Below are 13183 nucleotides of genomic sequence, written 5' to 3'. Positions count from 1 at the left end.
CCTCCAATTGTCAAATGATGATTTTTAGTATAGCATCTCCCATTCGTTCATGCTAATTTAATGCTTATATTATTTTCTCCCGATCCCGCCGGAAATAATCTTATTTATACAGTGTATTATAACCGGGCGGCGGGCGTTCAAAACTTAAGATGGACCCGCAGGCAGCGTGATTAATACAATCGCCATCGGAGGAAGCTCCGCCTCAAGTTTTCCGCTCTTTTGAGTAAACCCGGAAAACGGCTTCGGTTTGACGTTTTCCGGACTGCTGAATGTATTATGGGCATTCATTTTTTCCGCGTGCAGAATCGTTCCCGAAGGCTTCCCTGTCTTTTTCATGCCCCGCAGTTCAATCTTCACATCAGCTTTTTGCAGATGATCGATATTGCAAATGCTGATATGTATGTCTCCGTTTTGCTGTTTGGACGCTGAAATGCTGACTTGCGGGAGCCGGCCGTCATTCCATTCGTACCCGGCTGCTTTTGTTTCTGTCGCCAAAAAAGAAGCGTCCTGATGCACTTTAAACATATCAAACACATGATACGTCGGCGTCAACAGCATTTCTTTCCCTTTTGTCAGGATCATTGCCTGAAGCACGTTGACGGTTTGCGCGATATTGGCCATCTGTACGCGGTCTGCGTGCTGATGAAAAATATGAAAATGCGTGGCGGCGACAAGGGCGTCGCGGATCGTATTCTGCTGATACAGAAAGCCCGGATTCGTGCCCGGCTCAGGATCAAGCCACGTGCCCCATTCATCAATGATCAGCCCGACTCTTTTTTCGGGATCGTACTGATCCATGATGGCACTGTGCCTTGTGATCAATTCATCCATATGCGCCGCTTTTTTCATCGTGGTGAACCATTCATCTTCCGTAAACTCCGTCGCTGATCCTTTCCCCTTCCAGAAGTCGCCCGGTATTGTGTAATAATGCAGGCTCAGCCCGTCCATGAGATCAGCGGCTTTTTTCATTAAAGTTTCAGTCCAGCGGTAATCGTCGACATTCGCGCCGCCGGCAATTTTATAGATTTCATTGCCGCTGTAATTACGGACATAGGTTTGAAAGTTTCTGTAAAGGTCGGCATAATAGTCAGGATGCATGTTTCCGCCGCAGCCCCAGTTCTCATTTCCTATTCCGAAATATTTCAGCTTCCACGGTTTTTCCCGCCCGTTTTCTTTTCTCCAGTCGGACATCGGCGTGCCCGCTTCAAACGTCATGTATTCAATCCAATCAGCCATTTCTTTAACCGTTCCGCTGCCGACGTTTCCGGCGATGTACGGTTCGCAGCCGAGCAGTTCACAAAGCATCATAAACTCGTGCGTGCCGAATTCATTGGAATCAATCGTCCCGCCCCAATGGGTATTCAGCATGGTTTTGCGTTTCCCTACGCCGTTTGCCCAATGGTATTCATCAGCAAAACAGCCGCCCGGCCATCTGAGGACGGGAATCTGAAGCTGTTTGAGGGCGGCGGCAACATCCGTCCTGACCCCGCCGGTATTCGGAATATCGGAATCTTTTCCGACCCAGATGCCCTCATATATGCCTCTTCCCAGGTGTTCCGCGAAATGTCCGTATATGTTTTTATTAATGGTTCCCCGTGTGATATCAGTTTGAATGACTGCCGTATTGTGAGACAAACTTGATCATTCCTTTCCCTTAATAAGAATGAAAGCACTACAGCCGATCTATGTATCTGGAATGCATGCTGAATGGATAAGTTTGTAAGCGCTTTACAAAAGCTTATTACATTGGTTCGTACATGTCAATCTATTGTTTTATTAATCTATAATTTGTACGAACCAATTAACACAAATCAAAACCCTCTGACAAATTAAGCCAGAGGGTTTTGATTATGAATGAATATTGGCATTTTTAAATTCCTGGGTCAGAAGCGGAACCACTTCGAACAAATCGCCGACAATTCCGTAGTCCGCTATTTTAAATATTTCCGCTTCCGGGTCTTTGTTAATGGCAACAATGACCTTACTGTTTGACATGCCCGCCAAGTGCTGAATCGCTCCGGAAATGCCGCAGGCGATATACAAATCCGGCGTGACGACTTTTCCCGTCTGGCCGATTTGAAGAGAATAATCGCAATAGTCCGCGTCACACGCGCCGCGTGAAGCGCCCACCGCTGCTCCGAGCACCTCGGCAAGTTCTTTTAACGGTTCAAACCCATCTTTGCTTTTTACACCGCGGCCGCCTGCTACGATAATTTTCGCTTCTGATAAATCCACGCCGTCCGCCGTTTTTTTGACTACTTCTTCAATGACTGTCCGCAAATCTGCCGGAGGCGCCGCAAGCTCTTCAATATCACCCGTCCGGTTCGCGTCTTTTTCTAATGCCTGAATATTATTCGGCCGAATTGTCGCCAAAATGAAAGGATCGGTTGAAATCACCTGTTCAAAGGCTTTGCCGGAATAGATCGGTCTTGTAAAAACGATGTTGTCTCCGGTAACGCTTACATCCGTGCTGTCTGAAATCAGCCCCGTTTCAAACCGGGCCGCAAGCTTAGGTGACAAATCTTTTCCCATAGAAGTGTGGCCGAAAATGACCGCATCAGGCTTTTCATTTTCGATCAAATCCCCGAGAACCGCGGCATATCCGTCCGCCGTATACTGAGAAAGCCCCGGCGCATCGGCCGTAAATACTTTGTCGGCGCCGTACTGAATGAGTTCTGATGCTGCATCAGCCGCGCCTTTTCCCATCAGCACGCCGATGACATCTCCTCCGCCGGAAATGGTTTTGCCTGCGGCTATAGCTTCAAAGGTGACGTTCCGTAAGGCGCCGTCACGAATTTCTCCGAGTACGATCACTTTTTTTCCCATTCTGACATCCCCCAGTTTCTTTAATATCGGTTTATACGACTTTGGCTTCTTTTCTCAGCAGTGACACAAGCTCTTTCGCCTGCTCAGCGGCTTCTCCTTCGATCAGTCTGCCCGCTTCTTTTTGCGGCGGCAGAAAACGTTCGATCGTTTTGAGCTTCGGTGCGGCATCATCTTCATCAATGTCGAGATCATCGAGCTCAAGTTCTTCCAGCGGTTTTTTCTTCGCCTTCATAATGCCCGGAAGCGACGGATAGCGCGGCTCGTTTAAACCTTGCTGTGCCGTGATGGCTAAAGGAAGTGAGGTTTTAATGATTTCGGTATCCCCTTCGTTGTCTTTCTCTGCCACAGCTTCATCGCCGATGATTGTCAGTTTTGTAATCGTTGTGACGCAAGGAATGTTCAGCAGTTCGGCAAGCCTTGGAGCCACTTGGCCGGAACCGCCGTCAATCGCGACATTTCCTCCGAGAATCAGATCATATTCCCGATCCTTGAAATAATGATATAAGATAGTTGAAATGGAGTATTGGTCAGGATCGCTCAGATCATCTTCAATATTGATTAACACCGCCTGGTCACAGCCCATCGCAAGGGCGGTTCTCAGTTCTTTCTCCGCATCTTCTCCGCCGACGGTTACAGCGGTAACGGTTCCGCCGTGCTCTTCTTTCAGCTGAATGGCTTCTTCAATGGCGTATTCATCATACGGATTAATGATAAATTCGGCTCCGTCCTCCTGAATCTTTCCTGCTTCAATGACGATTTTCTCTTCTGTGTCAAACGTCCGTTTCATCAGTACAAATAGATTCATAATCTTATCCCCTTTATCTTCGCCCACCGAATTGAGGCTTTCTTTTTTCGAGAAATGCCTGAATGCCTTCTTTTGCGTCATCTGATGCAAATGCTTCCCCAAAGCGCTTTGCTTCAAGCTTTAAGCCGCCGTCATAAGAATAGATCTTGTTTGAATAAAGGAGCTCAAGCAGAGAAGCCATCGACTGCGGGCTTTTTTCCGCAAACTTGCCCGCGAGCGTTTTCGCTTTTTGCAGCAGCTCTTCCTCATGTTCGGCGCCTATCGTGACAAGGCCGAGGCTGAGCGCTTCTTCTCCGGTCACAGGTTCTGAAGTGCCGATCATTTCAAGCGCTTTCGCCGTACCGACGTACCGGGGAAGCCGCTGCGTCCCGGCAAAGCCCGGAATAATGCCGAGATTCAGCTCGGGCAGGCCGAGCTTTGCATCCAATGTGGCGATTCTGATATGGCAGGCCATGGCTAGCTCAAGGCCGCCGCCGAGCGCAGCGCCGTGAATCGCCGCGATAACGGGCTTCGGAAACCCTTCAATTCTTTCCATCAGCTGCTGGCCTTTATCCGCCATGGCAGAAGATTGCTCAAGATTTTCAAGCGACGTAAATTCCTTTATATCGGCGCCCGCCGAGAAAAATTTTCCCTCACCGCGAATGATGATACTTCTGACGCTGTCATCTGTTTCACACCGGTCGAACAGACCGGACAACTCATCTAAAACCGCACCGGACAGCGCGTTGGCCGGCTGATGATTAATGGTGATCACCGCAACAGATTGTTCTACCGCCATCGAAAGGCTGTTCATCCGTCAACCCCCTTTAGTTTTGATGAATCCCTGACACCAACAGCTCCAATACCTTTTCTGACAAATCCGGAAGATCATATTTCTGATCGTTCATCACCCATGTTGTCACTGTTTCATCTATCGTCCCGAATATCATCTGCCGGGCGAGGCGGACGTCGAGATTGTCTTTCCATTCCCCCGACTTGATTCCTTCGGTCAAAATGGTGTCCAGCATGTTTAAATAACCTTTTAAAATATCATTGATTTTCAGGCGCAGCTTGATATTCGACTGTCTGAGCTCAAGCTGGGTCACAATCGCGAGGTGGCGGTCATTGCCGAGCAGTGTGAAATGCTGCTTAATAACGAGGGCGAGTTTTTCTTTTGCCGTCGTTTTTTCTTTCACTTCTTCTTCCATGCGTTCAATGAACTGGCCCATCTTTTCTTTAAAAAGAGAAATGAGTATATCCTCTTTGTTTTTGAAATATAAATAGATGGTGCCGTCCGCAACGCCGGCCTGCTTGGCGATTTTGGACACCTGTGATTGGTGATAGCCGTTTTCCGCTATGACTTCTACTGCTGCATCAATAATCTGCATATACTTTGGCCGTTTTTGGTTCAATGTCATCGTTCCTTCCTTCGATAAATGAATGACTATTCATTCATAACTTCATGATAAAAAGGAATCCGGATTTTGTCAAGTTTTTCTTTTAAGGCACCTTGTTTTCACGGGAAACATCTTCCTCTTCAACTAAACGCCTTCTTAATATTTTTCCGACGGCCGTTTTCGGAAGCTCTTTTCTGAATTCGTAAAGCTTCGGGACTTTGTACGGCGCAAGCCGCTCTCTTGCAAACGCATCAAGCTCATCGGCATCTGCCTCGGCGCCTTTTTTCAAAACGATAAATGCTTTCACCGTTTCCCCTCTGTAGGAATCAGGAACGCCCGCTACGACGATTTCCTGTACGGCTTCATGCTCATACAGCGCCTCTTCCACCTCCCGGGGGTAAATGTTGTATCCGCCGGCAATGATGATGTCTTTTTTCCTGTCGGCGATGTAGAAAAATCCTTCCTCATCCATATATCCCATATCTCCGGTAAACAGCCAGCCGTCTCTGATGACACGCGCCGTCTCCTCCTGCTTATTCCAGTATCCTTTCATGACCTGAGGACCTTTTACGATCAGCTCGCCGTGTTCATACGGCCCCGCAAGCCCGCCTTTTTCTTCTGAATAGATTCCGGCGTCGGTATTGGGCCAGGGACAGCCGATGCTGCCTGGTTTATTTTTTCCCCAAATGAAGTTTGAATGGGTAACCGGTGATGCTTCGGATAATCCGTAGCCTTCCACAAGCTTTCCTCCGGTCACTTTTTCAAATTTCTGTTTGACCTCAACCGGCAGCGCCGCTGAACCGCTCGGACAGCTTTCAATGGAGGACAAATCATACTTATTCAGCTCCGGGTGATGCAACAGCCCGATGTAAATCGTCGGTGCCCCGGGAAAAACCGTCGGCTTCAGCCTGTCGATTGTTTTCAGGGTATCCAAAGGATTAAATTTAGGAAGAAGGATCATTTCACATCCCTGCATAATGGAAAAATTGAGCACGGCGGTCAATCCGTACACATGAAAAAAAGGCACGATGCCGAGCACCTTTTCGGCTCCCTTTTTCATTTTGTACATCCAGGCGGCGCACATTTCTGTATTGGCCTGAATGTTCCGATGTGTGAGCATGACGCCTTTCGGATAGCCGGTTGTTCCGCCCGTGTATTGAAGCACGGCGATGTCATGCGCAGGGTCAATATCAAATGGCTCCGCTTCCTCCGCTCTTTCGTTTTTTAAAATATCCGCTAATTTGTGAATTTGTTCGCAGCCGTCATAATCAATATGCACCTGTTGTTTTTGGGTGAGCGTATACAGCATATTTTTCGGGAACGGCAAAAAGTCTTTTATACTCGTTGTAATAATGCGTTCGACGATTGATAACGTTTTCATTTTTATCACCTTCGGAAACAGCATATCGAGGGTGATGATCACGCGCGGCGCACTGTCTTTCAGCTGATACTCAAGTTCGTGTTCCGTGTAGAGAGGATTGGTTTGAACGACAATGCCGCCGGCAAACAATACGCCGTAAAAAGCGATGACCGACTGCGGACAATTGGGCAGCATAATGGCGGCTCTGTCACCTTTTTTCAGGCCTGTTTTGCGTAAAAAAGCGGCTAGCTTTAACGAATCTGTGAGAACGTCTTGAAATGTGAGTTTTTTTCCGAGAAAATAAATGGCGGTATGGTTCGGGAATTGAGCTGCGGAGTTTGTCAGATTGGATGGCAGGGTTTGATCGGTAAATTCAAGCTCATGCGGAATCTCTTCGGGATATTGAGAAAGCCATGGCTTTTCAGACTGCATAATACCTCTCCCTTCTGTTTTCCTATACGCTATTATTATAGCAGAAGGGTGATTGGAATTGGAAAGCGTTTCATGTGAAATTTCGAGTTTCAGGAGGTGTTGAGTTTGCTGGAAACGCTGCATTTTGAAGAAGGAGTTCCTATCCTGCGCCAGCTGCCGAAGCCGTTTACGTCGGCCGCCTTTTTGCTTCATCCCTTTGTCCGGATGCCGGATGGGTGGGAAGAGCAAAAGCGCAAACTGCCTTATGAACATATGTATCCGAGTGATGAGGAGATCATCGCGATGGGCAGCCCCGTTTCCTGGCAAACCGTCATGACCGTTTGCGGATTGCGCTCTGAAAAAGAGACAGCGCTTGCGCTTATGAGCGCTGTCATGGCACTGCGGGATGAATATGCACATCCTGAATCCGCCGAGCTGTTAAATCGGCTTCATCATCCCGATCTGTACTTGCCGAGCGATGATGTCACTTCGCCATTTTTAATTCCGGGACTTTTGGATGTGTTCCGTTCAAAAGGCATAAAGCGCTGCACTTATTATGAGCCGGTCGAAGAGAAAGGCATATTTTCACTCAATCAAACGGCGGCTTCGGATGTATGCGGATTGCTGCGGGCTGACATGATCATTTCCGACGAAAAACGGCGCGCCGCTTTTATGAGCATATATGATTCTTTTACGACACTCTTTCTCATGGAAGAACAAGACATGCCATCTGTCATCCGCGCCATGAGTTGGGAAGCCGGCATTTGCTCCGATACGGCCTGCATAAACTGGTATTCTCAATAAAAAAGGCCGCCGATTTTAGTTCGGCAGCCTTTTTTCAGTATTAAGATGTCATGACCAGATAAATAAGTCCGATGAACAGAAAAATTCCCGCTGCCGACAGCAGCACTTTCGCAAGCTTCTCCATTTTTCCCCGTCCCCTTAAATCCCGGCGGCCACCACAAATGACAGGCCGACTGAGATGACAAATGAAATAAAGCCGACAGCTCTGTTATCTTTTTCAATTTCTTTATCAATTTTAAACCGGGGCGTCAGAAATTCAAAGATAAAATAGCTGATTAAAAGCATAATAAATCCATATACGCCCCAGCCGATCATTTGCAAAAGCGAATTATGCTGGGCGATGCTGTGCTGAAAGACATTTGCGATACCGAGAATTTTCCCTCCGGTCGCCATTGCCACCGCAAGATTGCCTTTTTGGATTTCCACCCAGTTTTTATAGGATGTCACCAATTCAAACACGGTCAGAAAAATGACGAGACACAAGACGGCTACACTGTAATAAGCCGCGATTTCAACAAGCTCATTTTCCCAAAAAGCATTCATGACGTTTACTCCCTTTTTATTTTAGTTCGACAATCGTTACGCCTGATCCTCCTTCTCCCGCTTCCCCGAACCGCGAGCTTTTCACACTGCGGTGGTTTTTCAGAAGATCCTGCACCCCTTTTCGGAGGGCGCCCGTGCCTTTTCCGTGAATGATGGACACTCTCGGATAGCCGGCAAGCACCGCGTCATCTAAATATTTTTCGACGCGGCTGAGGGCGTTTTCGTAACGCTCTCCCCTGAGGTCAAGTTCAAGCGATACGTGATAATCCTTCCCTTTTACGGCGGTGATTGCTTTTTCTTTTTTCGGTTCAGGAGCCGATTTGAGAAACTCAAGATCTTTTTCCTTCACCTTCATTTTGAGGATGCCGATTTGAACGTTCCATTCTTTCTCGCCGGTTTTTTCAAGCAGCGCCCCTTTTTGTCCGAATGTGAGCACCTTTACTTCGTCGCCCGGCTTCAGCTCGCGTTTTTTCTCTGTTTTTCTTTCCGGCTGCTTTGATTTTTCAAAAGCCGGCATCGCGTCTCCGAGGCGTTTTTTGGCGTCAATCAGCTCGTGTTCCTTAAAGGATCTGTGTTCTTGCTTGATGGACCGGAGTTCGCGGATAATCTGTTCGGCTTCATTTGCGGCGGCTTCCAGTTTTTCCGCAGCTTTCTGCTCGGCTTCTTCCATCATTTTATCTTTTTGGGCGTTCAGCTCAATGATTTGCTGCTGAAGCTCTTTGTGCAGTTTTTCTGCTTCTTTTCTGATTGATTCGGTTTCTGAAAGCTCTTCATCCGCTCTTTTTTTGCTTTTTTCAAGCGATGCGATCATCAGATCGACTTCGTTATGTTCGGCGGTCATTTCTGACTTCGCCTGGCCGATGATATGCTCCGGAAGCCCAAGGCGTCTTGAGATTTCAAATGCGTTGCTTCGGCCCGGCACTCCGATCAGAAGCTTATAGGTAGGCGAAAGCGTTTCAATGTCAAATTCAACGCTGGCATTCATGACGCCTTGTCTGTTATATCCGTATGCTTTCAGTTCCGGATAATGGGTTGTCGCAAGCACTCTGGCGTTTGTCCGGTGAACTTCGTCAAGGATGCTCATGGCAAGCGCCGCCCCTTCCTGCGGATCTGTTCCGGCACCGAGTTCATCAAACAGCACAAGACTGTTTTCAGACACGTCTTTTAAAATATTAACGATATTGACCATGTGGGATGAGAACGTACTCAGACTTTGTTCGATCGACTGTTCATCGCCGATATCGGCAAACACATTGTCAAATACTGCTGCTTCCGATCCCTCATCAGCCGGTATGTGTAATCCTGCCTGCGCCATAATCGTCAGCAGCCCGAGTGTTTTTAACGTAACGGTTTTACCGCCCGTATTCGGCCCCGTGATAACGATCGTTGAATAATCTCCGCCCAGTTCAATATCGTTGGCCACGACTTGATCTTGGGGCAGCAGCGGATGGCGCGCTTTTTTCAGCCGGATAAAGCCGTCTCCGTTCATGAGTGGTTTTGTCGCCTTCATCGCTTTTGCGTATCTCGCTTTGGCGAAAATGAAATCCAGTGTCTGCAGCACTTCCACATTTTGAGCGATTTCTTGTGTGTGTTCAGCCGTATGCTCCGTCAGCATCCGGAGAATCCGTTCGATTTCCTGTTTTTCTTTTACTTTCGCCTGCTGAAGCGAGTTGTTCATATCTACGATCGCCTGCGGTTCAATAAACAGTGTCGCACCGGATGAAGATGTATCGTGGACAATTCCGCCGTAGCTTGATCTGTATTCCTGTTTGACCGGGATGACAAAGCGGTCATTCCGAATCGTAACGATGGTGTCAGACAGCATTTTAGAAGCGGAAGATGAACGCAGCATCGATTCAAGCCGGTCTCTGACTCTTGATTCAAGCGTCCTGAGCTGCGTGCGGATTCCCCTTAAAGCGGGAGACGCATGATCAAGCACTTCACCATGGTCATCAATGCAGGAGTTAATCTCCCTTTCCAAATCGCCTAATGTAATCAGCTCTTCTGCATGGGCCTGTATCAGCGGAATGCCGACGCCGTCTTCTGTCATTTGGCTGATAAAATGCTTCATTTGTTTAACGGCATACAGCAGCCCGGACAATTCGGTGAATTCCGCCGGCGTCAGCACACTGCCGATTTCCGCCCGCCGTAAAGCGGATCTTATGTCGGTCAGGCCGCCGAACGGAGCATGGCCTCTCAAACGCATGACCGCGGATGCTTCTTCGACTTCATCCAGCTGTTTTTGGATGTCTGAGAGATCCGTCAAAGGTTTCAGCTGCAGAAGCTTCTCCCGGCCGAGCGATGAGGCGGCATGTGCGGTAATCTGTTCTTTTACTTTATGAAATTCAAGTGATGATAACACTTTTTGCTGCACGGTTTTGTGATCCTCCTTACTTAATCATTGCGCGTCAGAAATGCTTTGACCTCGTGTAGCGGCCGGGCGTTTAACACATGTTTTGTCTCCGTCCACCCTTTGCGCGCAGCGGTCACGCCCGTTTTCATATCATCGAGCATCTCGATATTATGGGCATCGGTATTAATGACCAAAGTCACACCTTTTTCATTTGCTTTGATCAGATGCTCAGTCCGTAAATCGAGGCGCGCGGGGTTTGCATTCAGTTCAAGCGCCGTATTTGTTTTGGCGGCGAGTTCAATCAGCATGTCGATGTCGACTTCATAGCCGGCCCGTCTGCCGATCAGGCGGCCCGTCGGGTGGGCGATAATGTCCACGTGCTTATTCGTCAGCGCCTGTTCAAGCCGTTTCATAATGACATGTTCCGGCTGGCTGAAGCTTGAATGAATAGATGCGATGACAAGATCCATTTCAGACAGAACACTGTCATCATAATCAAGCGAACCGTCGGGGAGAATGTCCATTTCTACGCCTTTAAAAATATGAAAATTTTCAAATTCAGCATTTAACGCGTCAATTTCTTCCGCCTGTTTTTTGAGCCGTTCGGCCGTTAACCCGTTGGCTACCTTTAAATATTGGGAATGGTCGGTAATCGCCATGTACTGATAGCCTTTTGCCATACAAGCTTCTGCCATTTCTCTGATGGAAAAAGCGCCGTCACTCCAGGCTGAGTGCATGTGGAGATCGCCTTTTATCGCTTTATGCTCCACAAGGTCCGTTTCTTCCCGGTACGTGTCGACCTCCTGCCCGCTTTCTCTGAGCTCAGGAGGAATAAACGGCAGACCGAAGTGGGCGTAAAACGCTTCTTCGCTCGGGAATGTTTTGACGTCTCCCGTTTCTATAGTTTCTACTCCGTATTCACTGATCCGTTCACCGTGCTCTTTCGCCAGCTGGCGCATTTTAATGTTGTGATCTTTAGAACCGGTAAAATGATGCAGTGTGGTGGCAAACTGTTCCTCTGTCACAAGCCGGAAATCCACACTCGTCTCATATTCAAAGGTCAGGATGACTGATACTTTTGTATCCCCGCTCGCTATCACGTCTTTTACGTTCGGGAGGGAAAGAAGCTGTTCTCTGACAGCCTCCGGATGATCTGTAGCGATAATGTAATCCAGATCTTTTACGGTTTCCCGCGCTCTTCTGAGACTGCCGGCCCGGGAATATTTCTGAATATCCGTCAGCCGGGCCAAATGTTCTTCAATTACTGAAGCAATGCTGAGCGCATAGCCGATCGGAAACCGTTCCGGCTGTTTTCCGGCTTCTCCGAGAGCCTGGAGGATTTTCTCCTCCGTTTTTTTGCCGAAACCGGCGAGCCCCTGTACTTTTTGCTGCTCGCATGCTTCTTTCAGCGATTCCGCGTCATGAACGCCAAGCTCCTGATACAGCTTGGCAATTTTTTTGCCCCCGAGGCCCGGAAGCTTCAAAAGAGGAACCAAGCCTTCCGGGACTTCTTTCTGCAATTGGAGAAGCGTGCCGGACACACCTTCCTGCATATATTCACGAATGACGCCGTAGGTGCCTTTTCCGATTCCGGATAAAGACATCATGTCGTCGATTTCCGACAGGCTGCGGTCATCCTGCTCAAGCGCCGCTGCCGCTTTTCGGAAGGCTGATATTTTAAACGGGTTGTCCCCTTTCAGTTCCATATAGACCGCAATCGTTTCAAGCAGCCTGATGATATCTTTTTTATGCATACTGTTAACCCCCAGTCGTTTCCTGCTTTTCATCATACAAATTTTTCTCCTCCGGCACAACTGACGCAGAGCTTGAAAAAAACTTCTCCGGTCAAGAGAAGTTTTTTATGCCCCGTACTGGGCCCACAGTTCTTGCAGGAGCCCTGACAGATACGGCGTATGATGTGTGATGATATTTGCAAGCGTCGATTGCGCGAGCATATCCTGAAGCGCGCTTACCGGCAGTACGGATGCGACGTATAACAGGATAAACGCAAATAAATAGACTTCCAGAAACCCAAGCACCCCGCCCAGCAGTTTGTTGATCTGTTTAATGACCGGAATGCTGGCGATGATATTAAGCGCCGCTCCGATAATCCGGAGCAGAATCTTTGCGATGATAAACAAAATGACAAACGCGATCGCGTTGTAATAAGCCGTCTCTACGTTTCCTTTAATAAAAGACAGAGCCGCCTGCCCGCCGGAAAAATCAGGCGCGGGTATAAAGCTCAGATGCGGGGCCAGGCTTTTGTAAAAAAGCGCCGCAAACGCAATCGAGAGGATGAAACTCGTTAAATATATAAATTGGAGGATAAATCCTCTTTTTAATCCAAGCAATGTGCCCATTAAGAGCAAAACTAAGATGATGATATCTATCATATGGTGTTCATTCCTTTTCTTTAAGCTGCCGCTCCAGTATTTCATATTTTTCTTGCAGTTTCATATAATCATGCACAACATTGACCGCAGTCAATACAGCGAGCTTATTTATATCAAGATATGGATTTTTCTCGTTGATTTCTCTCATTTTATCATCAACCACTCCGGCCACATGACGCATGTGCGCTTTGCTTTCTTCCCCGATAATGGTGAAGTGCTGGCCGTAAATGTTTACTGTCGTTTTGGTTTTTTTGCCGTCAGACAACGTTTCTCCTCCATTCCGCGAGAATCCTAGTTCCTATCATACCACGA

The 13183-nt window shown here is 47.9% G+C and carries 12 protein-coding genes; 1 reads left to right on the top strand and 11 read right to left on the bottom strand.

The window, feature by feature from the left end; genetic code table 11:
• Positions 1-144 precede the first annotated feature (144 nt).
• The 6 genes from ACNFN4_RS01195 to ACNFN4_RS01170 all read right to left on the bottom strand — a co-directional run bounded on the left by ACNFN4_RS01195 (position 145) and on the right by ACNFN4_RS01170 (position 6799).
• Positions 145-1635, bottom strand: coding sequence for an alpha-N-arabinofuranosidase (locus ACNFN4_RS01195; RefSeq protein ID WP_014418579.1), 1491 nt, complete (start codon positions 1633-1635; stop codon positions 145-147).
• 213 nt (positions 1636-1848) lie between these two features.
• Entirely contained in the window at positions 1849-2826 is a 978-nt protein-coding gene (locus ACNFN4_RS01190) for an electron transfer flavoprotein subunit alpha/FixB family protein (protein ID WP_021494410.1), read from the bottom strand.
• Between the two features lie 31 nt (positions 2827-2857).
• Positions 2858-3631, bottom strand: coding sequence for an electron transfer flavoprotein subunit beta/FixA family protein (locus ACNFN4_RS01185; RefSeq protein ID WP_448199947.1), 774 nt, complete (start codon positions 3629-3631; stop codon positions 2858-2860).
• A 13-nt stretch (positions 3632-3644) separates the two neighbouring features.
• Positions 3645-4424, bottom strand: coding sequence for an enoyl-CoA hydratase (locus tag ACNFN4_RS01180; protein ID WP_332286175.1), 780 nt, complete (start codon positions 4422-4424; stop codon positions 3645-3647).
• Positions 4425-4437: 13 nt separating this feature from the next.
• Positions 4438-5022 carry a TetR/AcrR family transcriptional regulator gene (locus ACNFN4_RS01175; RefSeq protein WP_448200023.1) on the bottom strand — a complete coding sequence of 195 codons (585 nt, stop codon included), beginning with the start codon at positions 5020-5022 and terminating at the stop codon, positions 4438-4440.
• An 88-nt stretch (positions 5023-5110) separates the two neighbouring features.
• Complete coding sequence (locus tag ACNFN4_RS01170) at positions 5111-6799, bottom strand: AMP-binding protein (protein WP_017418312.1); 1689 nt, start codon at positions 6797-6799, stop codon at positions 5111-5113.
• A gap of 105 nt (positions 6800-6904) precedes the next feature.
• Here ACNFN4_RS01170 and ACNFN4_RS01165 point away from each other — a divergent pair, with 105 nt between their 5' ends.
• Positions 6905-7582 carry a DUF2711 family protein gene (locus ACNFN4_RS01165; protein WP_448199946.1) on the top strand — a complete coding sequence of 226 codons (678 nt, stop codon included), beginning with the start codon at positions 6905-6907 and terminating at the stop codon, positions 7580-7582.
• A 138-nt stretch (positions 7583-7720) separates the two neighbouring features.
• Here the strand turns inward: ACNFN4_RS01165 and ACNFN4_RS01160 are convergent, their stop codons facing one another.
• The 5 genes from ACNFN4_RS01160 to zapA form a co-directional block, all read right to left on the bottom strand.
• Positions 7721-8125: a DUF350 domain-containing protein gene (locus ACNFN4_RS01160; RefSeq protein ID WP_003152541.1), complete on the bottom strand. Its 405-nt coding sequence runs from the start codon at positions 8123-8125 to the stop codon at positions 7721-7723.
• Positions 8126-8141: 16 nt separating this feature from the next.
• On the bottom strand, positions 8142-10499 hold the full coding sequence (locus tag ACNFN4_RS01155; RefSeq protein WP_015240335.1) for an endonuclease MutS2: 2358 nt from the start codon (positions 10497-10499) through the stop codon (positions 8142-8144).
• A gap of 20 nt (positions 10500-10519) precedes the next feature.
• Positions 10520-12232: a DNA polymerase/3'-5' exonuclease PolX gene (polX, locus tag ACNFN4_RS01150; protein ID WP_029973353.1), complete on the bottom strand. Its 1713-nt coding sequence runs from the start codon at positions 12230-12232 to the stop codon at positions 10520-10522.
• Positions 12233-12337: 105 nt separating this feature from the next.
• Complete coding sequence (locus ACNFN4_RS01145) at positions 12338-12871, bottom strand: CvpA family protein (protein WP_021494414.1); 534 nt, start codon at positions 12869-12871, stop codon at positions 12338-12340.
• A 7-nt stretch (positions 12872-12878) separates the two neighbouring features.
• The gene (gene zapA, locus ACNFN4_RS01140; protein WP_007408114.1) at positions 12879-13136 is read right to left on the bottom strand and encodes a cell division protein ZapA; all 258 of its coding nucleotides are present in this window, start codon (positions 13134-13136) and stop codon (positions 12879-12881) included.
• Positions 13137-13183: the final 47 nt, after the last annotated feature.

The organism is Bacillus sp. N1(2025) (assembly GCF_053470005.1).
This window is presented reverse-complemented; position numbering and strand designations above follow the sequence as displayed.